The sequence below is a fragment of the Streptomyces amakusaensis genome, assembly GCF_039532665.1.
Classification (GTDB): Bacteria; Actinomycetota; Actinomycetes; order Streptomycetales; family Streptomycetaceae; genus Streptomyces; species Streptomyces amakusaensis.
Genome location: NZ_BAAASB010000030.1, coordinates 12969 through 38106 on the forward strand (window position 1 = coordinate 12969; position 25138 = coordinate 38106).

A 25138-nucleotide genomic window follows, 5' to 3' on the forward strand; every position below is an offset into this window, starting at 1 on the left:
GGATGGGGGACACCGGAAACGGTGTCCCCCTCCTCATGAGGACACCACCCATGTACAAGCTCTTCTTCGCCCTCGTCTTCCGCTGGATGGACCCCGAGCGCGCCCACCACCTGGCCGTCCGCTGGATCCGCCTCACCGCGGGCGTCCCCGTGCTGCGCACCTTCGTCGCCGCCGTGCTCGCCCCCCGCCACAAGGAGTTGCGGACCGAGGCCCTCGGGCTGCGGATGCACGGCCCCTTCGGGCTCGCGGCCGGCTTCGACAAGAACGCCGTCGCCATCGACGGCATGACCATGCTCGGCTTCGACCACATCGAGATCGGCACCGTCACCGCCCTGGCCCAGCCCGGCAACCCCGCCAAGCGGCTCTTCCGGCTGATCCCCGACCGGGCGCTCATCAACCGGATGGGCTTCAACAACGAGGGCTCGGCCGCGGTCGCCCAGCGGCTCGCCGAACGCCGCCCGGTCTTCAAGGGCGTCGTCGGCGTCAACATCGGCAAGACCAAGGTCGTCCCCGAGGCCGAAGCCGTCGCGGACTACGTCACCTCCACCGAGCGGCTCGCCCGGCACGCCGACTATCTCGTGGTGAACGTCTCCTCGCCCAACACCCCGGGCCTGCGGAACCTCCAGGCGACCGAGTCGCTGCGCCCGCTGCTCACCGCCGTGCGCGAGGCCGCCGACCGCACGGTCACCGGCCGGCGCGTCCCGCTGCTGGTCAAGATCGCGCCCGATCTCGCGGACGAGGACGTCGACGCGGTCGCCGACCTCGCCCTCGAACTGGGCCTCGACGGCATCATCGCCACCAACACCACCATCGGCCGCGAGGGCCTGCTCTCCCCGTCCTCGCTGACCGAGGAGGCCGGCGGGCTCTCCGGAGCGCCCCTCAAGGAGCGCTCCCTGGAGGTCCTGAGGCGGCTCTACGCCCGGGTCGGCGACCGGATCACCCTCGTCGGCGTCGGCGGCGTGGAGAACGCCGAGGACGCCTGGCAGCGCATCCTGGCCGGGGCGACCCTGGTCCAGGGGTACAGCGCCTTCATCTACCGGGGCCCGTTCTGGAGCCGCTCCGTCCACCGGGGCCTGGCCGCGCGCCTCGCCGCCAGCGAGTACGCCACCCTCGCCGAGGCCGTCGGCGCGGGCGTCCGCGAGAACACCACCACCGCCACCAGCGTCGAGGAGTCCGCCGCGTGATCCCCTTCGGTACCCGTCTGCGGGAGGCCATGGACACCCGGGGCCCCCTCTGCGTCGGCATCGACCCGCACGCCTCCCTGCTGGCCCAGTGGGGCCTCGGCGACGACATCGCCGGCCTGGAGCGATTCACCCGTACGACGGTCGAGGCGCTGGCCGACCGGGTCGCCGTCCTCAAGCCGCAGTCCGCGTTCTTCGAGCGCTTCGGCTCGCGCGGCGTCGCGGTGCTGGAGAAGGCCGTCGAGGAGGCCCGGGCGGCCGGCGCGCTGGTGCTGATGGACGCCAAGCGCGGCGACATCGGATCCACGATGGGCGCCTACGCCGCCACCTACCTCGACCCCGCGTCCCCGCTCTTCTCGGACGCGGTGACCGTCTCCCCGTACCTCGGCTTCGGCTCGCTGCGCCCGGCCCTGGACGCCGCCGCCGCGGCCGGCTCGGGCGTCTTCGTGCTGGCCCTCACCTCCAACCCGGAGGGCGCGGAGGTCCAGCGGGCCACCGCCGCCGACGGGCGCTCGCTGGCCCAGCTGATGCTGGACCACATGGCCGCCGAGAACGCGGACGCGAAGCCGCTGGGCTCGGTGGGCGCGGTGGTCGGCGCGACTCTCGGCGACGCCGGGGTGAATCTGGCGATCAACGGCCCGCTGCTCGCCCCCGGCATCGGCGCCCAGGGCGCGACCCCGGCGGATCTGCCGGGCGTCTTCGGCGCGGCGGTCGGCAATGTGGTGCCGAGCGTGAGCCGGGGCGTGCTGCGGCACGGACCGGACCTCGCGGGGCTGAGGGGGTCGGCGGAGCGTTTCGCGGACGAGGTCAGGGCCGCCGTGGAAGGCCGGTAAAACGCGTGTACCAGCCCTCTTGACGGAATCTTGGCCTAAATCACAGCCCTAATGTCGGAAAAGTCCTGGTCGGCCGATGCTGACCAGGACTTTTCGCTTGTTCTCGCTGACTGGAGCGTTGATGGCCGCTAGTCTCCGTCGAAGAGCGAACGTGCAACGCGTTGCTCGTTGCTCCCCTGGTGTGGGGCGACTAGGTTCCTCACCGGTCCGTATCCGACAGTTCGACATCCGAGGTGACGTAGGCGTGGCTCTTCCGCCCCTTACCCCTGAACAGCGCGCAGCCGCGCTCGAAAAGGCCGCCGCGGCTCGCCGGGAGCGGGCCGAGGTCAAAAATCGACTCAAGCACTCCGGCGCCTCGCTCCATGAGGTCATCAAGCAGGGTCAGGAGAACGACGTCATCGGCAAGATGAAGGTCTCCGCCCTGCTTGAGTCCCTGCCGGGCGTGGGCAAGGTCCGCGCCAAGCAGATCATGGAGCGGCTCGGCATCTCCGAGAGCCGCCGAGTGCGTGGTCTCGGCTCCAACCAGATCGCGTCCTTGGAGCGCGAGTTCGGCGGTGGCCCCGCCTGAGGTTCTCGGGCACTCCCGGGAACCTGGATAATCTGCTGCATGGCAGTAGAGGTACGTCCGCGGCTGACCGTGCTCTCCGGCCCCTCAGGGGTCGGCAAGAGCACGGTCGTCGCGCATATGCGCAAGGTCCACCCCGAGGTCTGGCTCTCGGTGTCGGCCACCACGAGAAAGCCGCGCCCCGGTGAGCGCGACGGTGTCCAGTATTTCTTCGTCTCGGACGATGAATTCGACAAGCTGATCGCCAATGGCGAGCTGCTGGAGTGGGCCGAGTTCGCGGGCAATCGGTACGGGACACCGCGCAACGCGGTCCTGGAGCGCCTGGAGTCCGGGGAGCCGGTGCTGCTGGAGATCGATCTCCAGGGCGCCCGCCAGGTCAAGCAGGCGATGCCGGACTCCCGGCTGGTCTTTCTCGCCCCGCCGAACTGGGACGAGCTGGTCCGCCGGCTCACCGGGAGGGGCACCGAGTCGGCCGAGGTGATCGAGCGCCGGCTGACCGTCGCCAAGGTCGAACTCGCCTCCGAGTCGGAGTTCGACACCACGCTTGTCAACACCTCCGTCGAGGACGTGGCCCGTGAGCTGCTAGCCTTGATGACGGTGTCTTCCGGGGAGTGACTTCCCGGGTTTTCCGGGGAACGATCCCGGAACCTCACACCATTCGGTTTTTTCCATTCTTCGGAAGGTAGAGCGTGTCCTCTTCCATCACCGCGCCCGAGGGCATCATCAACCCGCCGATCGACGAGCTGCTTGAGGCCACGGACTCCAAGTACAGCCTCGTGATCTACGCGGCCAAGCGCGCGCGTCAGATCAACGCGTACTACTCGCAGCTCGGTGAGGGCCTGCTGGAGTACGTCGGTCCGCTCGTTGACACGCATGTTCACGAGAAGCCGCTGTCGATCGCCCTGCGTGAGATCAACGCGGGGCTGCTGACCTCCGAGGCCATCGAGGGCCCGGCCCAGTAAGCACGCGGTACAGCTCAGTGACCACAGGCCCGGCGGGATGTCCGCCGGGCCTGTGGTGTCTCATGGGGGAATGACCGGCCGAGTGCGGGGAGACACAGTGGAAAAGCCGAGGATCGTTCTGGGGGTCAGTGGGGGAATCGCCGCCTACAAGGCGTGCGAGCTGCTCCGCAGACTGACGGAATCCGGCCATGATGTACGGGTCGTACCGACCGCCGCGTCGCTGAACTTCGTCGGAGCGGCGACCTGGTCGGCGCTTTCCGGCCACCCGGCCGCCACCGAGGTCTGGTCGGATGTCCATGAGGTGCCGCATGTCCGGATCGGGCAGGGCGCGGATCTGGTCGTCGTCGCCCCCGCCACCGCCGACCTGCTGGCCAAGGCGGCCCACGGCCTCGCGGACGATCTGCTCACCAATACTCTGCTCACCGCCCGCTGCCCGGTCGTCTTCGCGCCGGCCATGCACACGGAGATGTGGGAGCACCCCGCCACCCAGGAGAACGTGGCCACCCTCCGCCGGCGCGGTGCGATCGTGATCGAGCCCGCCGTCGGCCGTCTCACCGGTGTCGACACCGGCAAGGGCCGGCTGCCCGACCCGGGCGAGATCTTCGAGGTCTGCCGAGGGGTGCTGGCCCGTGGGGTCACCGCCCCCGACCTCGCCGGACGCCATGTCGTCATCAGCGCCGGCGGCACCCGGGAGCCGCTGGACCCGGTCCGCTACCTGGGCAATCGCTCCTCCGGCAAGCAGGGGTACGCCCTCGCCCGCACGGCGGTGGCCCGAGGGGCCAGGGTGACGCTGATCGAGGCCAACACCCAGCTGGCCGACCCGGCCGGCGTCGATGTGATCCATGTCGACACGGCGGTCCGGCTGCGTGAGGCGGTGCTCAAGGCGGCCTCGGACGCCGACGCGGTGGTGATGGCCGCTGCCGTGGCCGATTTCCGACCTGCCGAATACGCCAGCGGAAAGATCAAGAAAAAGGACGGCCAGGAGCCCGCGCCGCTGGCCCTGGTCCGCAACCCCGACATCCTCGCCGAGCTCTCCGCCGAACGGCCCCGGGCCGGGCAGGTGATCGTGGGCTTCGCCGCCGAGACGGACGACGTCCTCGCCAACGGCCGCCGGAAGCTGCGCCACAAGGGCTGTGATCTTCTGGTGGTCAATGAGGTGGGGGAGCACAAGACCTTCGGCTCGGAGGAGAACGAGGCCGTGGTGCTCGCGGCCGACGGCGAGGAGACGCCGGTGCCGTACGGACCGAAGGAAGCCCTCGCCGACACGGTGTGGAGCTTGGTGCTGCCGCGTCTTCTGTGAATTCTTTATGTCGTGAGAGATCCGGATGAAAGTGGATGAGACCGGCATCACAGCCAGCGATTTTCGGACTTCCGCGCAGCTCTACGCCCTGTGATCGGCGGCTCCGGGGTCGCTGGCCGGATCTCGCTAGAACCGTCGCTTGACAGCCATTCGTCTCCACGGATCGAGACGGGTGGTTCAGAGCGGAGTGGTGGCGGATAAACTGGTCGTGGAACGTCGCGGGGCGCAGCCCCCTGCCGGTCCGCCAATGATCAGCCAGCAGCCGCTGCAACCCCAGGGAGCGATGTGTCCCGCCGTCTCTTCACTTCGGAGTCCGTGACCGAGGGTCACCCCGACAAGATCGCCGACCAGATCAGCGACACCATCCTCGACGCTCTCCTCCGGGAGGACCCGACGTCCCGCGTCGCCGTCGAGACCTTGATCACCACCGGTCTGGTCCATGTGGCCGGCGAGGTCACCACCAAGGCCTACGCCGACATCCCCACCCTCGTACGCAACAAGATCCTGGAGATCGGGTACGACTCGTCGAAGAAGGGATTCGACGGCGCGTCCTGCGGCGTCTCGGTCTCCATCGGCGCGCAGTCCCCCGACATCGCCCAGGGCGTGGACACGGCGTACGAGAAGCGTGTCGAGGGCGACGAGGACGAGCTGGACAAGCAGGGCGCGGGCGACCAGGGCCTGATGTTCGGCTACGCGACCGACGAGACGCCCGAGCTGATGCCGCTGCCGATCCACCTCGCGCACCGGCTCTCCCGCAGGCTCTCCGAGGTCCGCAAGAACGGCACCATCCCGTATCTGCGTCCCGACGGCAAGACCCAGGTCACCATCGAGTACGACGGCGACAAGGCCGTCCGTCTCGACACCGTGGTGGTCTCCTCGCAGCACGCCTCGGACATCGACCTGGACTCGCTGCTCGCCCCCGACATCCGCGAGTTCGTCGTCGAGCACGTCCTCGCCCAGCTCGTCGAGGACGGCATCAAGCTGGACACCGAGGGCTACCGCCTCCTGGTGAACCCGACCGGGCGGTTCGAGATCGGCGGCCCCATGGGCGACGCCGGGCTCACCGGCCGGAAGATCATCATCGACACCTACGGCGGCATGGCCCGCCACGGCGGTGGCGCGTTCTCCGGCAAGGACCCCTCCAAGGTCGACCGCTCGGCCGCGTACGCCATGCGCTGGGTCGCCAAGAATGTCGTCGCGGCCGGCCTCGCGGCCCGCTGCGAGGTCCAGGTCGCCTACGCCATCGGCAAGGCGGAGCCGGTCGGTCTCTTCGTGGAGACCTTCGGCACGGCGACCGTCGACACCGAGCGGATCGAGCAGGCGATCGCCGAGGTCTTCGACCTCCGCCCGGCCGCGATCATCCGCGACCTCGACCTCCTCCGCCCGATCTACGCCCAGACCGCCGCCTACGGCCACTTCGGCCGTGAGCAGGCGGACTTCACCTGGGAGCGCACCGACCGTGTGACGGCCCTGCGCGCCGCCGCGGGTCTGTAAGCACCTCCGCGTACGCCGAAGGCCCCGGCCCCTTCACGGGCGGCCGGGGCCTTCGGCCTGTCCCGGGGTCCCTCCCGGGCCGGTTCCGTTCCGGGGCCGGTGGCGTTGTCAGTGGCGTCTGGTAGGAATTTGGCTGTGAGCAGCGAGGACGAGCGGCCCGGCGAGCCCGCCGCCGGTGGGCCCGCCGACAGCGCGCCCGCCGCCGGTGGGCCCGAGCAGCTTGCGCTGATCAGGGAGACCGTGCGCGGGGCCAAGGTGCCGAAGGCCAAGCCGAGGACCTGGCGGGGGGCCGCGCTGGCGAAGGAGCTGCCCGTCGCGCGCGTGGTGGTCAACAAGGGCGTGCTCCATCTCGACCAGTACTTCGACTACGCGGTGCCCGAGGAGCTGGACGCCGAGGCCCGGCCCGGGGTGCGCGTCCGGGTGCGGTTCGGGGCCGGGGCGCACCGGGTCCGGGACGGCCGCCGGGAGGGCGGCGGCCTGATCGACGGCTTCCTCGTCGAGCGCCGCGCCGACTCGGACTACGGGGGAGCGCTGGCCGCCCTCGCCTATGTCGTCTCGCCCGAGCCGGTCCTCGGCCCCGAGATGCTGGCGCTCGCCCGCGCCGTCGCCGACCGGTACGCGGGATCCCTCGCCGATGTGCTCCAGCTCGCCATCCCGCCGAGGAACGGCCGCGCCGAGTCCAGGCCCTCGCCCGAGCCCCTGCCGCCGCCCCCCGCGCCCGCGCCCGGGAGCTGGGAGCGGTACGCCAGTGGCCCGGCGTTCCTGGCGGCGCTGGCGGGCGGGGGCGCGCCCAGGGCCGTATGGACCGCGCTGCCCGGTCCGGGGTGGCCCGAGGAGCTGGCGCGCGCCGTCGCCGCCGCCCTCGCGTCCGGGCGCGGGGCCCTGGTCGTGGTGCCCGACGGGCGGCGCGCCGCCCGTCTCGACGCCGCGCTGACCGCGCTGCTCGGCGAGGGCCGCCACGCCCTGCTGACCGCCGACTCGGGCCCCGAGAAGCGGTATCGCCAGTGGCTCGCGGTGAGCCGGGGCTCGGTCCGGGCCGTCGTCGGCACCCGCTCGGCGATGTTCGCCCCGGTGCGGGCCCTGGGGCTGGTCGCGATCTGGGACGACGGCGACTCCAGCCACAGCGACGACCGTGCGCCCTTCCCCCATGTCCGCGAGGTTCTCCAGCTGCGCGCCGCCCAGGAGGGATGCGCCTTTCTGCTGGGCTCCACCAGCTGCACGGTGGAGGCGGCCCAGCTGGTGGAGAGCGGCTGGGCCCGGCCGCTGGCCGCGGGCCGCGAGCAGGTGCGCCGCGCCGCCCCGCTGGTGCGGACCGTCGGCGACGGCGATCTGGCCCGCGACGAGGCGGCCCGCGCCGCCCGGCTGCCCAGCATGGCCTGGCAGGTGGTGCGGGAGGGCCTCAAGAGCGGCCCGGTGCTGGTCCAGGTGCCCCGACGGGGCTATGCCCCCCGGCTGGCCTGTGAGCGCTGCCGCACCCCGGCGCGCTGCCGCCACTGCTCGGGGCCGCTGGAGGCCCCCGACGAGCGTGAGCTGACCTGCCGCTGGTGCGGCCTGGGCGCGGTCGACTGGCACTGCGCCGAGTGCGGCGGCACCCGGCTGAGGGCCCGGGTGGTGGGCGCGCGGCGCACGGCCGAGGAGCTGGGCCGGGCCTTTCCCGCCGTCCCCGTCCGCACCTCCGGCCGCGACCATGTGCTGGACGCGGTCCCCGGGCGGCCCGCGCTGGTGGTGTCCACCCCCGGCGCGGAGCCGGTCGCCGAGGGCGGCTACGCGGCGGCGCTGCTGCTGGACGGCTGGGCCATGCTCACCCGGCCCGATCTGCGGGCGGGCGAGGACGCGCTGCGCCGCTGGATCGACGCGGCCTCGCTGGTGCGGGGCCAGGACGACGGCGGCACGGTGGTCGTCGTCGCCGAGCCGACGCTGCGCCCGGTGCAGGCGCTGGTCCGCTGGGACCCGACGGGCCATGCGCGGCGCGAGCTGGCGGACCGCGCCGAGCTGGGCTTTCCGCCGGTGTCCCGGATGGCGTCGGTGACCGGTCGCGCCGATGTGGTCGGCGCGTTCATGGCGGTGATGCGGCTCCCGGCCGACGCGGAGGTCCTGGGGCCGGTGCCGCTGCCCGTGCCGCCGCCGGGCCGTCCCCGCAGGCCGGGGGAGCCGCCGGTGGGGGAGGTGTGGGAGCGCACGCTGCTCCGGGTGCCGCCGGGCAGCGGGGCGGAGCTGGCCGCCGCGCTGAAGGCGGCCCAGGCCGCCCGGCTGGCCCGTGGCGGCACGGACCAGGTCCGGATCAGGATCGACCCGCTGGACATCGGCTGAGGCCCTGGCCCTTGCCCTGTGCCCTTGCCCCGGCCCGGAGCCCCGAGGCCGGGGCTGCGTCCGTCCGCGCGTGCGAAGGCACGGCCCGGCGGCATGGAGCCGTCCGGGCCGTGCCCGATCGCCGGGGGGCCGGGGGCGACCCCGGTCAGCCGTTGCGCGGCCCGGGGAACGCGCCGGGGCGGGCCTCGTCGCGGAAGGCCTGGCCGGTCACCGCGTGCTGCGGCGGCATGGCGCGGGCGGCCGGCACCGCCGCCGGAAGGCCCGGGACCGCCAGGGTCCGGGTCGCCGCGGTGGTGGCCTCCACCGCCCGCTCCTGCTCGCCCCCCGCCGGCTGCGCGGCCCGGCGGGCCCCGTACCTGCGGTGCACGGCCTGCTTGGTGACGCCGAGGGCCGAGCCGACCGCGTCCCACGAGAAGCCCAGCGAGCGGTCGAAGTCGACCGCCGCCGTCACCAGCGTCTCGACGCTGTCCCGCAGCTCCTGCGCGAGACGCACGGTCGGGGCCGGGGCCCGGCCGTAGACGACGAAACCGGTGGAGGGACCGGAGCGGCGTGGACGGTAGACATTGCCCAGCTGGGCGGTGAGCGTGCGCAGCGCGTCCACCTGTCGGCGGACCCGCTCGATGTCCCGCACCAACAGATGCAGGCTCGCCCGGGCTTGGGCGTCGTGGGTTGCGTGGTCGGCCATGGGAAAGCCTCTCGAACCGGCGTTGAAAGGGGGTCGGGCCGTGTCGCATCCGAACGGCCCGCGTTGGTCAATCTCACTTGACCAACGCGCCACCGGGCGATGTGGTCACGGTCCAGGGGCGTAAGCGCGTACGGACAGGGCGCGCGGGCTCCCGTACGCCCCCCGCGCGGAGCACCCCCGGACCACTCCCCGGCCGCTCCCGGATCACCTCGGGGCCACCTCCGGGCCGTCCCCGCGCGCGTCGCGCCGGACGGCCTAGACTGGTGCGCCGCCCGTTCTCGTACGCGCCGATGGTCCGCCCCAGGGCCGTCGAAGGACCGCCGAAGGCCTTCCGCGCACGTCACCGGCGCACCGCACCCATCAGCCTGAGAGGCAATCAGCACCGATGAAGCTCGTCTTCGCAGGCACCCCCGAGGTCGCCGTACCCGCCCTGGACGCCCTGATCGCCTCCGACCGGCACGAGGTGGCCGCCGTCGTCACCCGGCCGGACGCACCCGCGGGCCGGGGCCGCAGACTGGTCGCCAGCCCGGTGGCCCAGCGCGCCGAGGAGGCGGGGATCGAGGTCCTCAAGCCCGCCCGCCCGCGTGACGAGGACTTCCTCGCCCGGCTGCGCGAGATCGGGCCGGACTGCTGCCCGGTCGTCGCTTACGGCGCGCTGCTGCCCCGTGTCGCCCTCGACGTGCCCGCCCGGGGCTGGGTCAATCTGCACTTCTCGCTGCTGCCCGCCTGGCGCGGCGCGGCCCCCGTCCAGCACGCCGTGATCGCCGGGGACGAGATGACCGGCGCCGCGACCTTCCAGATCGAGGAGGGACTCGACTCCGGCCCGGTCTTCGGGGTGCTCACGGAGCGGGTCCGCCCCACCGACACCAGCGGCGATCTCCTCACCCGGCTGGCCCTCGCGGGCGCGGGGCTGCTCACCGCCACCATGGACGGCATCGAGGACGGCACCCTGAAGGCCGTCCCGCAGCCCGCCGAGGGCGTGTCCCTCGCGCCGAAGCTCACCGTCGAGGACGCCCGCGTCGACTTCAAGGCCCCGGCGCTCCGCGTCGACCGGCTCGTCCGGGGCTGCACCCCAGCCCCCGGCGCGTGGACCGAGTTCCGGGGCGAGCGGCTGAAGCTCGTCTCCGTACGGCTGGACGCCGAGCGCGGCGACCTCGCCCCCGGCGAGCTGGCCGCGGGCAAGAACGACGTGTACGCGGGAACGGGCTCGCACGCCGTCGAGCTGCTCTGGGTCCAGCCCCAGGGCAAGAAGCCGATGCGCGCCGCCGACTGGGCGCGCGGTGTCCGCATCGCCCCCGGCGAGCTGCTGGGATCCGTCTGACCCGGGGCCGTCCGATCCGAGGGCAGTCCGACCCGGGATCCTTCCGACCCGGGATCCGTCCCCGCAGCCGCCCCGGCCGGAAGCCGGGGCGGGCGGGCTCCCGGCGCGGAGCCGCCCGCGCGGGAAGGGGACTACCCTTACAGGGTTCGGAACCCTTGTGACAGCGGAGCACCTTTGAACGACCAGGCACGCGCCCACGGCCCTCGCCGATCCTCCAAGCCCTACCGCCGCCCGAAGAAGGATCCCGTGCGGATCCTCGCCTTCGAGGCGCTGCGGGCCGTCGACGAGCGCGACGCGTACGCGAATCTCGTGCTCCCCCCGCTGCTGCGGAAGGCCCGGGAGGAGGGCGACTTCGACGCGCGCGACGCGGCGCTCGCCACCGAGCTGGTCTACGGCACCCTGCGCCGCCAGGGCACCTACGACGCGATCGTCGCCGCCTGCGTCGACCGGCCGCTGCGCGAGGTCGACCCCCCGGTGCTCGATGTGCTCTCCCTGGGTGCGCATCAGCTGCTGGCGACCCGTATCCCCAGCCACGCCGCCGTCTCCGCCACTGTCGAGCTGGCGCGGGTGGTGCTCGGCGACGGCCGCGCCAAGTTCGTCAACGCCGTGCTGCGCAAGATCGCGCGGGACGATCTGGACACCTGGGTCGAGCGGGTCGCCCCGCCCTACGACGAGGACGCCGAGGAGCATCTCGCGGTGGTGCACTCGCACCCCCGGTGGATCGTCTCCGCGCTCTGGGACGCGCTGGGCGGCGGCCGGGCCGGCATCGAGGACCTGCTGGAGGCGGACAACGAGCGCCCCGAGGTCACCCTCGTCGCCCGCCCCGGCCGCTCCACCGCCGACGAGCTGCTCGGCTCGCTGGAGGAGGACGCCGGGCTGCCGGGCCGCTGGTCGCCCCATGCCGTACGGCTCGTGGAGGGCGGCGAGCCCGGAGCGGTGGAAGCCGTCCGCGAGGGCCGGGCCGGCGTCCAGGACGAGGGCAGCCAGCTCGTCGCGATGGCCCTGGCCGACGCGCCGCTGGAGGGCTCCGACACCCGGTGGCTCGACGGCTGCGCGGGCCCCGGCGGCAAGGCGGCCATGCTGGCCGGGCTCGCCGCCCGGCGCGGCGCCTCGCTGCTCGCCTCCGAGAAGCAGCCGCACCGCGCCCGGCTGGTGGAGCGCGCCCTGGCCGGCAACCCCGGCCCCTACCAGGTCATCACCGCCGACGGCACCCGCCCGCCGTGGGGGCCCGGGGTCTTCGACCGGGTCCTGATGGACGTCCCGTGCTCCGGCCTCGGCGCGCTGCGCCGCCGCCCGGAGTCCCGCTGGCGTCGCCGCCCGGAGGACCTGGAGGGTTTCGCGCCCCTTCAGCGGGCCCTGCTGCGGGAGGCCCTCAAGGCCGTCCGCGTCGGCGGAGTGGTCGGGTACGCGACCTGCTCGCCGCATCTCGCCGAGACCCGGGTGGTCGTGGACGACGTGCTGCGCGGACGCGGCGGGAACACTCCCGTCGAGGCCGAGTGGGTGGACGCCAGGCCGCTGATGCCCGGTGTGCCCGCCCTCGGCGACGGCCCGGACGTCCAGCTGTGGCCGCATTTGCATGGGACGGACGCGATGTATCTGGCTCTGCTGAGGCGTACCGCCTGACGGTCTCCCGCCCCTGACCTGGGGCGGAGCGGATTTTTCAGGTGTACCACAGCGCCGCCCGGCCGAATTGGTCTGTACCGGATCACCGGCCGGGGCGGGGAAGGGTCCCGGAGCATGGCAGTCTTGCCCCATGGCCGTACAGATCAATCCCAGCATCCTCTCCGCGGACTTCTCCCGTCTGGCGGAAGAGGCCCGCGCAGTCGAGGGCGCCGACTGGCTCCATGTCGATGTGATGGACAACCACTTCGTGCCCAATCTGACGCTGGGCGTGCCGATCGTGGAGTCCCTCAGCCGGGCGACGGACACCCCGCTGGACTGCCATCTGATGATCGAGGACCCCGATCGCTGGGCTCCGCAGTACGTCGAGGCGGGGGCGGGATCCGTCACCTTCCACGCGGAGGCGGCGGCCGCCCCGGTGCGGCTGGCGCGGGAGATCCGGGCCAAGGGGGCGCGCGCCTCCATGGCGCTCAAGCCCGCGACCCCGATCGAGCCGTACGAGGATCTGCTCCCCGAACTCGACATGCTTCTGATCATGACCGTGGAGCCCGGCTTCGGCGGGCAGGCGTTTCTCGACATCATGCTGCCGAAGATCCGCCGCACCCGGGAGCTGATCTCCAAGCACGGGCTCGAACTGTGGCTTCAGGTCGACGGCGGGGTCTCGGACACGACGATCGAGCGGTGCGCCGAGGCGGGCGCGGACGTCTTCGTCGCCGGGTCCGCCGTCTACGGCGCGAGCGACCCGGCCGAGGCGGTCCGGGCCCTGCGCGCCAAGGCCGACGGCGCGAGCGCCGCGGCCGGCCGGGCGTGCCGTCACTGACCGGGAGCACCGAGGACTTCCACCGGTCGGCCGGCCGGTGAGCATCACCGGGGGGACCGCGCGTGCGCACACCGTGCACCGCGCGTGCCGCCCCCGGTCCACAACAACCGAACTCGGCCCGACAGGGCTGATCAACATCCATCGGATCTGACAGGATGACGGATCCGGAGTATGTACTGCAGTGAGGAGATCGCGGTGTCGACGGGCCGGTCAGCTGCGCGGATGGGACCCGCGGAGCTGGTGCAGGCGGCGGCCATGGCCCGCCGCTTCTATCTAGAGGGCAAATCCAAGATCCAGATCGCGGAGGAGTTCGGCGTCAGCCGCTTCAAGGTCGCTCGGGTTCTGGAGACGGCGCTGGAGCGTGATCTCGTGCGTATCGAGATCCGTGTTCCGGCGGAATTGGACGCCGAGCGCTCGGACGCGCTCCGCGCGCACTTCGGGCTGCGGCACGCCGTGGTCGTGGAGTCCCCGGCGGAGGCGGAGGAGTCGCCCGACCCGGAGAATCTGGGCGAGGTGGCCGCCGATCTGCTCGGCGAGCTGGTCGACGAGGGCGCGGTGCTGGGGCTGGCCTGGGGCCGCTCCACCATTCACATGGCCGCCGCGCTCGACCGGCTGCCGCAGTGCACGGTCGTCCAGCTCACGGGGGTGTACGACGCCGGAACCGCCGAGCGCGGCTCGGTGGAGGCCGTCCGGCGCGCCGCCCAGGTGTCCGGCGGCGACGCCCACCCCATCTACGCGCCGATGCTGCTGCCCGACGCGGCGACCGCCGCCGCGCTGCGCAATCAGACCGGCATCGCCCGCGCCTTCGACTACTTCGACAAGGTGACCGTGGCGGCCGTCTCCATCGGCTCCTGGGAGCCGGGCATCTCCACGGTCCACGACATGCTGAGCGACGACGAGCGCGCGCGGTACGCCTCGTACGGCGTCGCCGCCGAGATGTCGGCGCATCTCTTCGACCGCGACGGCCGCCGGGTCGGCCGCGATCTGGGAGAGCGCTGCATCACGGTGGAGGCCGACCGGCTGCGCCGTATCCCCGAGGTGGTGGCGATCGCGGGCGGTCAGCGCAAGGCGGACGCGATCGCGGCCGTACTCCGGTCCGGCCTGGTCACCAGCCTGGTGACGGACACCGCCGCCGCCGACCATCTGCTGTCGGTGCCGGCCGGTCCGAGGCCCGCGCTGGAGCGCGCGGACCCCGACGACTGAGCGCGACTGACCGCGACCGACCGCGCCGGACCGGCGGAACCGGTCCCACCGTTCGCCCGGGCCCGTACGACCGACCGTACGGGCCCGACGTGTGCCCCGGCCCGTACGGTCCACGCCCCGGTCCGCGCCCCGGTCCACGCCGCCCGGGAGCCCCCCGCGCGCCGCGGTCCCGCGCACGCCTCGCCGGGAGCCGTCGCCGGGCGTCCGCGATGGTTCCATCGCCTCCGAACCGCCGTACAATCACTGGTATCAGACAGTCCGTCAACTTTCCTTGACCGGCCTGTGCGCCCCGCACATACTTCTGCCGTCAGGTCCTCCGCGGACGTATGACCAGGGAGGTCCCCAGCGCATGACGGACGAGTCCGGCGCGGCGGAACTGCCCCGGCGAGTGGCCGCACGGCTGAACCTGCTCTTCGACGTCATCCGGCCCGCCGCCCTCCAGCGCCCCTGGAGCAGCGCCGAGATCGCCGCCCGGGCCGGGGTCGACACCGAGTACGTGGACGGACTGCGCGCCGCCGCCCTCCCGCCCGAGGACGTGGATCCGCAGATCGGCGAGAAGCAGCGGGAGCGGCTCTTCGCCCAGCGCCTGGAGTGTCTCTTCCGCACCCGGGTCTCCCCCCGCACGGGGAAGCAGGTGACCCAGACCGAGGTCGCCGAGGCGCTCAAGAGCAACAAACAGCACGTCGGGAACCTCCGGGCGGGAAAGAACAACCCCTCGATCGTCCTGGCCCAGAAATACGCCGACTACTTCAAGGTCGACGTCGGCTACTTCAGCGCCGCCCCGCTCAGCGCCGTCGCCGCCTGCTTCGGACACTCCAAGGACTTCCTCGTCCGCGCCGACGACGACCCCCATGTCGTCCAGGCCGTCGCCAATCTCCGGCTGCTGCGCGCCATGGCCGACCGGCGCGTCCGCCATGTCGTCGGGCGGCTCGTCGACCGGTACGAGGCCGCCTCGAAGGAGGCCGTCCCCCCCTTTGGAGGATCGGCTTGACGCCGCCCCCGCGCGCTGGAGCTTCCTCCCAGCACACCCGGGGCCCGCCTCGTGGGAGAATGAAGTACGTGCGTTTTCCCCCGTTCCATCTGCCCGGGGGCCAACTCCGATCGACTGGGATGTTCAGCACGTGCGTTTCCTCAATGATCTGAAGCCGCCGTACGACCTCACGTATGACGACGTGTTCATGGTCCCGCGCCGCTCGGCGGTGGGCTCCCGCCAGGCCGTCGACCTCTCGTCCCCCGACGGCACCGGCACCACCATCCCGCTGGTCGTCGCCAATATGACCGCCATCGCGGGCCGCCGGATGGCCGAGACACTGGCCCGCCGGGGCGGTCTCGTCGTCATCCCCCAGGACATTCCGATCGAGGTCGTCACCGACGTCGTCTCCTGGGTCAAGACCCGTCATCTGGTCCTCGACACCCCCATCGTGCTCGCCCCCCACCAGACCGTCGCCGACGCGCTCTCCCTGCTCCCCAAGCGGGCGCACGACGCGGGCGTCGTCGTGGACGGCGACCACCGCCCGGTCGGCGTCGTCACCGACGCGGACCTCGCCGGAGTGGACCGCTTCACCCAGCTGACCGAGGTCATGTCCACGGATCTGCTGCTCCTCGACGCGGACATAGACCCCCGCGACGCCTTCCACAAGCTCGACCACGCCAACCGCCGCTACGCCCCCGCCGTCGACGGCGACGGCAGGCTCGTCGGCATCCTCACCCGCCGGGGCGCGCTGCGGGCGACCCTCTACACCCCGGCCGTCGACGCCGCCGGCAAGCTGCGCATCGCCGCCGCCGTAGGTATCAACGGCGATGTCGCGGGCAAGGCCAAGCAGCTCCTCGACGCGGGTGTGGACACCCTCGTGGTGGACACCGCCCACGGCCACCAGGAGTCGATGATCTCCGCGATCAAGGCGGTCCGCGCGCTCGACCCCCAGGTCCCGATCGTCGCGGGCAACATCGTCGCCGCCGAGGGCGTGCGCGACCTCATCGAGGCGGGCGCGGACATCATCAAGGTCGGCGTCGGCCCCGGCGCGATGTGCACCACCCGCATGATGACCGGCGTCGGCCGGCCGCAGTTCTCCGCCGTGCTGGAGTGCGCCGCCGAGGCGAAGAAGTACGGCAAGCACGTCTGGGCCGACGGCGGGGTCCGCCACCCGCGCGACGTCGCCATGGCACTGGCCGCCGGAGCCTCCAACGTCATGATCGGCTCCTGGTTCGCCGGCACCTACGAATCGCCCGGCGACCTCCAGCAGACCGCCGACGGACGGCTCTACAAGGAGTCCTTCGGCATGGCCTCCGCGCGCGCCGTCCGCAACCGCACCAGCGAGGAGTCGGCGTACGACCGGGCCCGCAAGGCGCTCTTCGAGGAGGGCATCTCCACCTCCCGGATGTTCCTCGACCCCGACCGCCCGGGCGTGGAGGACCTGATCGACTCGATCATCGCGGGCGTCCGTTCCTCCTGCACCTACGCGGGCGCGGGCTCCCTGGAGGAGTTCGCCGAGCGGGCGATCGTCGGTGTCCAGAGCGCCGCCGGCTACGCCGAGGGCAAGCCGCTGCACGCCAGCTGGAGCTGACCCGCCGCCTGTCCGGCGGATCCGGTCCCCAAGAGTCCCCGGGGGCCGGATCCGCCGTTTCCGGCCCCCCGGACACCCCCCTGGAAAATCTCCCGCGCATGGAAGGAGTGAACCGGGGTAGGCGCGCTGTGCACTGACCACGGAGCAGGGGAGGACTGAGTGTCCACGGCGAGCCAGGTCGCGACCGAACTCACACAGCCGGGAACACGGGGGCCGAGCGCCGAGCTGCATCTTCCGGAGGTGCCGAACCCTGGGGAAGTCGCCCCCAAGGACGCGCGGGAGATCTCACGGATCTTCTTCGTCCGGCTGGCGGAACTGGAAGAGGGCACCCGCGACCACCAGTACGTCCGGAACACGCTCATCGAGCTGAATCTGGCGCTGGTGAAGTACGCGGCGGGCCGCTTCCGCAATCGGGCCGAGCAGATGGAGGACATCGTCCAGGTCGGCACCATCGGCCTGATCAAGGCGATCGACCGCTTCGAGCTGAGCCGCGAGGTGGAGTTCGCCACCTTCGCCGTCCCGTACATCGTCGGCGAGATCAAACGATTCTTCCGGGACACCAGCTGGGCCGTCCATGTCCCGCGCAGGCTCCAGGAGCTGCGGATCGACCTCGCCAAGGCCACGGACGACCTCTCCCAGCGGCTGGACCGCTCCCCGACCACCGCCGAACTGGCCGAACACCTCGGGATCGACCAGCAGGAGGTCATCGAGGGCGTCGTCGCCAGCAACGGCTACACGGCCGGGTCGATCGACATGCCCATGGAGGACTCCTCCGACCACACCGCGACCCCGCTCTCCGACCGGCTCGGCGCGCCCGACGCCGATCTGGAGATCGCCGAGAACGTCCAGGCGCTCAAGCCGCTGATCGAGGAGCTGGACGACCGCGACCGCAGGATCCTCCGGATGCGCTTCGGCGAGGAGCTGACCCAGTCGCAGATCGGCGCCGAGCTGGGCGTCTCCCAGATGCATGTCTCCCGGCTGCTGACCCGGATCACCACCCGGCTCCGCGAAGGACTCCTCGTCGCCGAGTGAGCCGGGCGAGCCGGATGAACGGACGGTGGGCGGCCACCGGGGCGAAGAAGATCGCCCCGGTGGCCGCCCACCGTTCCGGATCGCCCCCGCCGCCATGGTCTACTGCGGTGACGGCCTCGTGCTGTCCCCGCCCCACCGGCCCGGCAGAGAAGTGATCCACCCGCAGTGCTCCTCAATGACCTCGACGAACGCATCGTCCACGCCCTCGCGGAGGACGCCCGCCGCTCCTACGCCGACATCGGCGCGCTGGTGGGGCTCTCGGCCCCGGCGGTGAAACGCCGGGTGGACCGGCTGCGCGAGGTGGGGGCCATCACCGGCTTCACCGTGCGGGTCGACCCGGCCGCGCTGGGCTGGGAGACCGAGGGGTACATCGAGCTGTACTGCCGCAGCAACACCTCCCCCGAGGCCATCGAGCGCGGCCTGAAGCGCTACCCGGAGATCGCCTCGGCCTCCACCGTCACCGGGGAGGCCGACGCCATCGTCCAGGTCTTCGCCTCCGACATGCGCCACTTCGAGCGCGTGCTGGAGCGGATCGCCGGCGAGCCCTTCGTCGAGCGCACCAAATCCGTGCTGGTCCTCTCCCCGCTGCTGCGCCGCTACTCCTCGGGCTCACCCGCCTGACCCCGTCCGGCCCCGCCGGGCCCCTCCGTACCGCTCAGCGAAACGCGCCGCGCAACGAATCGCCGCACCCGGCCCGAATCGCGCAATGAATCGGCCGTCGGAGCGCAACGCTCGCGCCTTGCCCGCACCCGAGCCCGGATCGTACGGTTCTGGAGGTCCTTAAACCCCCGGGCGACGCCCCGGACATCCGGTGCTTCCGTCCGTACATCGCCCGAGGTCAGCCATGCCGCCGTTGCGCACAGCCCTGCTCCAGAGCTCCGGTCGACCGGGCTCGGTCGCCGAGAATCTGACGGCGCTCGACACCGCCGCCGCCCGTGCCGCGAAGGCCGGCGCGCGCCTGCTGATCACCTCCGAGCTGTTTCTGACCGGGTACGCGATCGGCGACCGGGTGCCGGTGCTGGCCGAGGCCGCCGACGGGCCCGCCGCCGGGGCGGTGGCCGAGATCGCCGTACGCCACGGTCTCGGCATCGCCTACGGATACCCCGAGCGCTCGGGGGAGCGGATCTTCAACTCCGTCCAGCTGATCGGCCCCGGGGGCGACCGGCTCGCGGGCTACCGCAAGACCCATCTCTTCGGCCCCTTCGAGCAGCGCTGGTTCACCCCCGGCGAGGAGCCGGTGGTCCAGGCGGAGCTGGACGGCGTCCGGATCGGGATGCTGATCTGCTACGACGTGGAGTTCCCCGAGAACGTCCGGGCGCACGCCCTCGCGGGCACCGATCTGCTGGCCGTGCCCACCGCGCAGATGCACCCCTTCCAGTTCGTCGCCGAATCGATGATCCCGGTGCGTGCCTTCGAGAGCCAGCTCTACATCGCGTACGTCAACCGGACGGGCCCCGAGGGCGAGTTCGAGTTCGTCGGGCTGAGCTGTCTCGCGGGCCCCGACGGGCTGGCCCGCACCCGCGCCGGACGCGGCGAGGAACTGGTCGTCGGCGAGGTGGACCCGGACTTCCTCCGGGACTCCCGGGAGGCCAACCCCTATCTGGGCGACCGCAGGCCCGGCCTCTACTCCTCGCTGGGCTGACCCGCCCGCGTACCGCCCCGCCCCTCTCGCCGCCCCGTCCCACCCGCTCTGAAGCTTTTCCGCTTTTCCCGCGCAAGGAGTCCGTACCCCATGACGTCCACGGTGCCCACCGCCGTCCAGCACACCGACGCGCAGCCGCCGATCACCATGTTCGGTCCGGACTTCCCGTACGCGTACGACGACTTCCTCGCGCACCCCGCCGGGCTCGGCCAGATCCCCGCGACCGAGCACGGGGCCGAGGTCGCGGTGATCGGCGGCGGGCTCTCCGGGCTGATCGCGGCCTATGAGCTGATGAAGATGGGGCTCAAGCCGGTCGTCTACGAGGCGGACCGGATCGGCGGCCGGCTGCGCACGGTCGGTTTCGAGGGGTGCGACCCCTCGCTGAGCGCCGAGATGGGCGCGATGCGGTTCCCGCCGTCCTCCACCGCGCTCCAGCACTACATCGACCTGGTGGGGCTGACCACCACCCCCTTCCCCAACCCGCTGGCCCCGGGCACCCCCTCGACCGTGGTCGACCTCAAGGGCGAGACGCACTACGCCGAGACCATCGACGATCTGCCGCAGGTCTACCGCGATGTGATGGACGCCTGGAACGCCTGTCTGGACGAGGGCGCGGACTTCTCGGACATGAACCGCGCCATGCGCGAGCGCGATGTGCCGAGGATCCGGGAGATCTGGGCGCGGCTGGTGGAGAAGCTGGACAACCAGACCTTCTACGGCTTCCTCTGCGAGTCGGAGGCGTTCAAGTCCTTCCGCCACCGCGAGATCTTCGGCCAGGTCGGCTTCGGCACCGGCGGCTGGGACACCGACTTCCCCAACTCGATCCTGGAGATCCTCCGGGTGGTCTACTCCGAGGCGGACGACCACCACCGGGGCATCGTGGAGGGCAGCCAGCAGCTTCCGCTGCGGCTGTGGGAGCGCGAGCCCGCGAAGATCGTCCACTGGCCGCTCGGCACCTCGCTCGCCTCGCTGCACGGCGGCGAGCCCCGGCCCGCCGTCACCCGGCTGAACCGCACGGCCGGCAACCGGATCACCGTCACGGACTCCTCGGGATCCATCCGCACCTACCGTGCGGCCGTGTTCACCGCACAGTCCTGGATGCTGCTGTCCAAGATCGCCTGCGACGACTCGCTCTTCCCGATCGACCACTGGACGGCGATCGAGCGCACCCACTACATGGAGTCCTCCAAGCTCTTCGTCCCCGTCGACCGGCCGTTCTGGCTGGACAAGGACGAGGAGACCGGGCGGGACGCCATGTCGATGACGCTGACCGACCGGATGACCCGGGGCACCTATCTGCTGGACAACGGCCCGGACGCGCCGGCCGTCATCTGCCTCTCGTACACCTGGTGCGACGACAGCCTCAAGTGGCTGCCGCTCTCGGCGCACGAGCGGATGGAGGTCATGCTGAAGTCGCTCGGCGAGATCTATCCGAAGGTCGACATCCGCCGGCACATCATCGGCGACCCGGTGACCGTCTCCTGGGAGAACGAGCCGTACTTCATGGGCGCGTTCAAGGCGAATCTGCCCGGTCACTACCGCTACCAGCGGCGGCTGTTCACCCACTTCATGCAGGACCGGCTGCCCGAGGACAAGCGGGGCATCTTCCTGGCCGGTGACGACATCTCCTGGACGGCGGGCTGGGCCGAGGGAGCCGTGCAGACCGCGCTGAACGCGGTCTGGGGAGTGATGACCCACTTCGGCGGCGCGAGCGACCCGGGCAACCCCGGTCCCGGTGATCTGTACGAGGAGATCGCGCCGGTCGAGCTGCCGGAGGACTGACGGACCGCTGCCTTCCGCGTCGTGGCGCGGCTCAGGACCAGGGGGTGAGCAGACAGCGGCCGACCAGCCCCGCCCCCGAGTCCAGCCGTTCGGTGAACTCCTCGGCGAGGGAGGGCAGCTCCCTGATCCGCCACAGCAGCCGGGCCGCCGACCAGGCCCCCTCACGGGCCCGGTCCAGGCTCCACGCGCCGACCAGATGGGTGAGCGGATCGGCCAGCTCCAGCGCGTCGGGGCCGGGCATCAGATCCTCGCGCACGGACTCCTCCATCAGCCGGAGGATCTCGCCGACCCGGTCGAACTCGGTCTCCAGCTCGGCCGGCTCGCACCCCAGCGCCCGGCAGGAGTCGACCACCGCGAGCGCCAGATCGTGCCCGATGTGCGCGTTCACCCCGGCGAGGGCGAACTGCACCGGGCGTACACCGGGATGGTGCCGGTACTGGAAGAGCGGCCGCCAGCAGGCGGGGGCCCCGGCCCCCGTCTCCGCCGCCGTCACCGCCGCGAGATAGCGCCCGGCGAAGAGCACGTCCAGCGTGGCCGCCGCCCGGCGGTCGGGGAACTCGCCCGCCCCGATGCGCCGGCCGATCTCCTCGGTCACCGCCAGATAGACCCGGTTGAAGACCGCCACCCCGTCGGCGGCGGGCCAGCGGGAGCCGAGCGCCCGCAGCCGCGCCACCACATCGGCCACATCGGCCACATCCGCCGGGTTCGCCGGGTCCGTCGCGATCACTTCGCTGTACGTCATGGGGGCAGCGTCCCAGCAGCCGGGCCGCTCACGGGGCGAGCGGGCCCGGACTTCCCCGGAACGGGGTAGGCGGCTACCGCTCCGTGCCGCCCTCGGGACCGTCGGCGGGGCCGTTCCCGGAGTCGTACGCCGAGGTCCCGGCGTCCAGCAGCGGCTTCTGCTCCTTCAGATGCGCCGGGGCGAAGGCCCGCAGCACGTGGTAGCCCGTGATGACCACGATCGTGCCGAGCGCGATCCCGCCGATCTCGAAGTCGTCGGTGACCTTCAGGCTCACCCCGCCGACGCCGATGATGATGCCCGCCGCGGCCGGCACCAGATTCAGCGGATTGCTCAGATCGACCTTGGCGTTGATCCAGATCTGCGCGCCCAGCAGCCCGATCATGCCGTAGAGGATCACGGTGATTCCGCCGAGCACCCCGCCGGGGATCGCGGCGACCACCGCGCCGAACTTCGGGCAGAGGCCGAAGAGCAGGGCGAATCCGGCGGCGGCCCAGTAGGCGGCGGTCGAGTAGACCCGGGTGGCGGCCATCACGCCGATGTTCTCGGAGTACGTGGTGTTCGGCGGGCCGCCCACCGCCGTGGAGAGCATCGAGGCAGCGCCGTCGGCGGCGATCGCGGTGCCGAGCTTGTCGTCGAGGGAGTCGCCGGTCATCTCGCCGACGGCCTTGACGTGCCCGGCGTTCTCCGCGATCAGCGCGATGACCACGGGGAGCGCGATCAGGATCGCCGACCACTCGAAGCTGGGCCCGTGGAAGGAGGGCAGCCCGATCCAGTCGGCCCTGCCCACCGCCGAGAAGTCCAGCCGCCAGTGGTCGACGGCCTCGCCGCCGCCCACGGGGGAGTTGATCTTGCCGAAGACCCGGTCCAGCACCCAGGAGAGCAGATAGCCGAAGATCAGCCCGAGGAAGATCGCGATACGGGAGAGGAAGCCGCGCAGACAGACCACGGCGAGCCCGGTGAAGAGCATCGTCAGCAGCGCGGTCCACTGGTCCTGCGGCCAGTAGGTGCTCGCGGTGACCGGGGCCAGATTGAAGCCGATGAGCATCACGACCGCGCCGGTCACGATCGGCGGCATCGCGGCGTGGATGATCCGCGCGCCGAAGCGCTGCACGGCCAGGCCCGCGAGGAAGAGCGCCGCACCGACCACGAAGACCGCGCCCGTGACGGTCGCGCTGTCGCCGCCGCCCGCCCGGATGGCCGCCGCCACGCCCACGAAGGAGAGCGAGCAGCCCAGATAGCTGGGCACCCGTCCCCGGGTGGCGAGAAGGAAGATCATCGTCGCGACGCCGGACATCATGATCGCGAGGTTGGGGTCCAGCCCCATCAGCACCGGTGCGACGAAGGACGCGCCGAACATGGCCACGACATGCTGAGCGCCCAGGCCCGCCGTCCGTGGCCAGGAGAGCCGTTCGTCGGGGCGTACGACGGCACCCGGAGCGGGTGTCCGCCCGTCGCCGTGCAGGGTCCAGCGCACGCCGAGGTTCACGGGCCGCTCCTTTGTGTCCTTCGGGGGTGTTCGACGATCGGCGCAATGCGATCGGCGCAATGGTAGTGCGAGTTTCGGCCAGGTTTTTCCCTTCGGGCGGGCGGCGCGGGATTGTCACCCCGCCCACCGGGGGTGCGCCTCCGGCGGGGGAGCGGCGGTCGGAAGCCTTCGCCCGTACGGGGTGCGCGCCGTGCTCGGGCAGGACACGGCCTGCCTCTCGTCCTGCCCTGCGCCCGGACCGTACGGGCCCGCCTCGACCGGGGCGGCAGCGCGTCCGGGGCGTGGCCATGTTCGGCGCGTCCTTCGTCGCGCCGGTGCTCACCCCGGAGGGGAGGCCCGGAGGCCCGGCCCCGGGTCAGGCCTTCGGCTTGGTGAGGGCGTGGTCCTGGGTGGCCGTCGGGGCCGTCGGGGCCGACCGGGCCCGCTCGCCGCGCGCGGAGCGCAGCACCCCCGCGCCGAGGATGATGCCGAAGGCGAGCGCCGTCACCAGGCCGAAGGAGACGATGAGGCTGGTCGCGTCGGCGACCGCGCCGATGGCGGAGGGGGCGATCAGGCCCGAGGTGTAGGTGATCGTCGCGACGCCCGCGATGGCCTGGGCGGGGCGGGGCCCGCTCCGGGCGGCCGCGGCGAAGGCGAGCGGGACGACCACGGCGACCCCGAGGCCGATGAGGCCGAAGCCGCTGACGGCCAGCGCCGGATGGGGGGCCAGCACCACCAGCAGTCCGCCGGCGGTCGCCAGCACTCCGCCCGACCTGACCGTGCGCACCGGGCCGAAGCGGTCCACCACCCGGTCGCCGACCAGCCGCGCCACCGCCATCGTGAGGGCGAAGGCCGTGGTGGAGGCGGCGGCCAGACCGGCGGACGCGCCCAGCTCGTCGCGGAGGTAGACCGCCGACCAGTCCAGGCTCGCGCCCTCCGCGAACACCGCGCAGAAACCGATCGCTCCGATGACCACCGCGGACCTGGGCGGCAGCGCGAACCTCGGCGGAGCCTCCTCGTCGGGGGTGCTGCGCAGATCCAGCACGCCCTGGCAGGCGATCAGCCCGAGCGCGGTGAGGACCGCCGCCGCCATCGCGTGGTGCAGCCGGGCGTCGGTGCCCAGGTGCGCGGCGAGGGTGCCGCCCGCCGAGCCGATCAGCGCGCCCACGCTCCACATGCCGTGCAGGCTGGACATGATCGAGCGGCCGATCCGGTTCTCGGTCTCCACCCCGAGCGCGTTCATCGCCACGTCGGAGAGCCCGGCGGCGGCCCCGTACAGGAAGAGCGCGCCGCAGAGCGCCACGAGATTCGGCGCGAGGGCGGGCAGTGTCAGCGCCAGGGTCCACAGGGCGAGCAGTCCGCGCAGGGCGTTCCGTGCGCCGAAGCGGTGGCTGACCGTGCCGGCCAGCGGCATCGTCAGCGAAGCGCCGATCGCGGGAAAGGCGAGCGCGAGCCCGAGCTGTCCGGCGCTGACCCCGGCGTGATCCTGGATCCAGGGGATGCGGGTGGCGAAGCTGCCCGTCACCGCGCCGTGCACACAGAAGACCATGGCCACGGCGAACCGCGCCCGTTTCCATCGTTGTTGCCCAGAAACCACTGCGTACGCCATGCCGGCGT

The 25138-nt window shown here is 72.3% G+C and carries 22 protein-coding genes; 18 read left to right on the forward strand and 4 right to left on the reverse strand.

The window, feature by feature from the left end; all coding sequences use genetic code 11:
• The first annotated feature begins 50 nt into the window (after nt 1-50).
• The 8 genes from ABD371_RS33280 (at nt 51) to ABD371_RS33315 (ending at nt 8645) form a co-directional block, all read left to right on the forward strand.
• On the forward strand, nt 51-1184 hold the full coding sequence (locus ABD371_RS33280) for a quinone-dependent dihydroorotate dehydrogenase (protein WP_344485721.1): 1134 nt from the start codon (nt 51-53) through the stop codon (nt 1182-1184).
• A complete protein-coding gene (gene pyrF / locus ABD371_RS33285) occupies nt 1181-2014 on the forward strand; it encodes an orotidine-5'-phosphate decarboxylase (protein WP_344485586.1) in 834 nt (277 codons plus the stop codon). The genes ABD371_RS33280 and pyrF overlap by 4 nt, the downstream gene beginning before the upstream one ends.
• A gap of 244 nt (nt 2015-2258) precedes the next feature.
• The gene (locus tag ABD371_RS33290) at nt 2259-2582 is read left to right on the forward strand and encodes an integration host factor (protein ID WP_003956414.1); all 324 of its coding nucleotides are present in this window, start codon (nt 2259-2261) and stop codon (nt 2580-2582) included.
• Nucleotides 2583-2621: 39 nt separating this feature from the next.
• On the forward strand, nt 2622-3194 hold the full coding sequence (gene gmk, locus ABD371_RS33295) for a guanylate kinase (protein ID WP_190126526.1): 573 nt from the start codon (nt 2622-2624) through the stop codon (nt 3192-3194).
• Between the two features lie 74 nt (nt 3195-3268).
• The gene (gene rpoZ, locus ABD371_RS33300; protein ID WP_005319902.1) at nt 3269-3541 is read left to right on the forward strand and encodes a DNA-directed RNA polymerase subunit omega; all 273 of its coding nucleotides are present in this window, start codon (nt 3269-3271) and stop codon (nt 3539-3541) included.
• Between the two features lie 97 nt (nt 3542-3638).
• The gene (gene coaBC, locus ABD371_RS33305; protein ID WP_344485592.1) at nt 3639-4841 is read left to right on the forward strand and encodes a bifunctional phosphopantothenoylcysteine decarboxylase/phosphopantothenate--cysteine ligase CoaBC; all 1203 of its coding nucleotides are present in this window, start codon (nt 3639-3641) and stop codon (nt 4839-4841) included.
• 285 nt (nt 4842-5126) lie between these two features.
• Nucleotides 5127-6335, forward strand: a complete 1209-nt coding sequence (gene metK, locus ABD371_RS33310) for a methionine adenosyltransferase (RefSeq protein ID WP_344485595.1) — start codon at nt 5127-5129, stop codon at nt 6333-6335.
• A gap of 135 nt (nt 6336-6470) precedes the next feature.
• The gene (locus tag ABD371_RS33315; protein ID WP_344485598.1) at nt 6471-8645 is read left to right on the forward strand and encodes a primosomal protein N'; all 2175 of its coding nucleotides are present in this window, start codon (nt 6471-6473) and stop codon (nt 8643-8645) included.
• A gap of 145 nt (nt 8646-8790) precedes the next feature.
• Here ABD371_RS33315 and ABD371_RS33320 read toward each other — a convergent pair whose 3' ends face one another.
• A complete protein-coding gene (locus ABD371_RS33320) occupies nt 8791-9330 on the reverse strand; it encodes a hypothetical protein (protein WP_344485601.1) in 540 nt (179 codons plus the stop codon).
• 385 nt (nt 9331-9715) lie between these two features.
• Here ABD371_RS33320 and fmt point away from each other — a divergent pair, with 385 nt between their 5' ends.
• The 10 genes from fmt to ABD371_RS33370 all read left to right on the forward strand — a co-directional run bounded on the left by fmt (nt 9716) and on the right by ABD371_RS33370 (nt 21314).
• The gene (gene fmt / locus ABD371_RS33325; RefSeq protein ID WP_344485604.1) at nt 9716-10651 is read left to right on the forward strand and encodes a methionyl-tRNA formyltransferase; all 936 of its coding nucleotides are present in this window, start codon (nt 9716-9718) and stop codon (nt 10649-10651) included.
• Nucleotides 10652-10825: 174 nt separating this feature from the next.
• Nucleotides 10826-12274 (forward strand): RsmB/NOP family class I SAM-dependent RNA methyltransferase, encoded by a 1449-nt coding sequence (locus tag ABD371_RS33330; RefSeq protein WP_344485607.1) that lies wholly within the window; start codon nt 10826-10828, stop codon nt 12272-12274.
• A 130-nt stretch (nt 12275-12404) separates the two neighbouring features.
• Nucleotides 12405-13091, forward strand: a complete 687-nt coding sequence (rpe, locus tag ABD371_RS33335) for a ribulose-phosphate 3-epimerase (RefSeq protein ID WP_344485610.1) — start codon at nt 12405-12407, stop codon at nt 13089-13091.
• Nucleotides 13092-13262: 171 nt separating this feature from the next.
• Nucleotides 13263-14294 (forward strand): sugar-binding transcriptional regulator, encoded by a 1032-nt coding sequence (locus tag ABD371_RS33340; protein WP_344485613.1) that lies wholly within the window; start codon nt 13263-13265, stop codon nt 14292-14294.
• A gap of 349 nt (nt 14295-14643) precedes the next feature.
• The gene (locus tag ABD371_RS33345) at nt 14644-15285 is read left to right on the forward strand and encodes a helix-turn-helix transcriptional regulator (RefSeq protein WP_344485617.1); all 642 of its coding nucleotides are present in this window, start codon (nt 14644-14646) and stop codon (nt 15283-15285) included.
• A gap of 130 nt (nt 15286-15415) precedes the next feature.
• A complete protein-coding gene (locus ABD371_RS33350) occupies nt 15416-16858 on the forward strand; it encodes a GuaB1 family IMP dehydrogenase-related protein (RefSeq protein WP_190126516.1) in 1443 nt (480 codons plus the stop codon).
• Nucleotides 16859-17017: 159 nt separating this feature from the next.
• Nucleotides 17018-17890, forward strand: a complete 873-nt coding sequence (locus ABD371_RS33355; RefSeq protein ID WP_190126515.1) for an RNA polymerase sigma factor SigF — start codon at nt 17018-17020, stop codon at nt 17888-17890.
• Between the two features lie 165 nt (nt 17891-18055).
• Nucleotides 18056-18511: an Lrp/AsnC family transcriptional regulator gene (locus ABD371_RS33360; RefSeq protein WP_190126514.1), complete on the forward strand. Its 456-nt coding sequence runs from the start codon at nt 18056-18058 to the stop codon at nt 18509-18511.
• Nucleotides 18512-18734: 223 nt separating this feature from the next.
• Complete coding sequence (locus ABD371_RS33365) at nt 18735-19532, forward strand: carbon-nitrogen hydrolase family protein (RefSeq protein ID WP_344485624.1); 798 nt, start codon at nt 18735-18737, stop codon at nt 19530-19532.
• 90 nt (nt 19533-19622) lie between these two features.
• Nucleotides 19623-21314 carry a flavin monoamine oxidase family protein gene (locus tag ABD371_RS33370; protein WP_344485627.1) on the forward strand — a complete coding sequence of 564 codons (1692 nt, stop codon included), beginning with the start codon at nt 19623-19625 and terminating at the stop codon, nt 21312-21314.
• A 31-nt stretch (nt 21315-21345) separates the two neighbouring features.
• On the opposite strand, the gene ABD371_RS33375 is transcribed toward ABD371_RS33370, so the two are convergent.
• The 3 genes from ABD371_RS33375 to ABD371_RS33385 form a co-directional block, all read right to left on the reverse strand.
• Nucleotides 21346-22056, reverse strand: a complete 711-nt coding sequence (locus ABD371_RS33375) for a DUF5995 family protein (protein ID WP_344485630.1) — start codon at nt 22054-22056, stop codon at nt 21346-21348.
• 73 nt (nt 22057-22129) lie between these two features.
• Nucleotides 22130-23542 carry a uracil-xanthine permease family protein gene (locus tag ABD371_RS33380; protein WP_344485633.1) on the reverse strand — a complete coding sequence of 471 codons (1413 nt, stop codon included), beginning with the start codon at nt 23540-23542 and terminating at the stop codon, nt 22130-22132.
• A 355-nt stretch (nt 23543-23897) separates the two neighbouring features.
• Nucleotides 23898-25130: an MFS transporter gene (locus ABD371_RS33385; protein WP_344485636.1), complete on the reverse strand. Its 1233-nt coding sequence runs from the start codon at nt 25128-25130 to the stop codon at nt 23898-23900.
• Nucleotides 25131-25138: the final 8 nt, after the last annotated feature.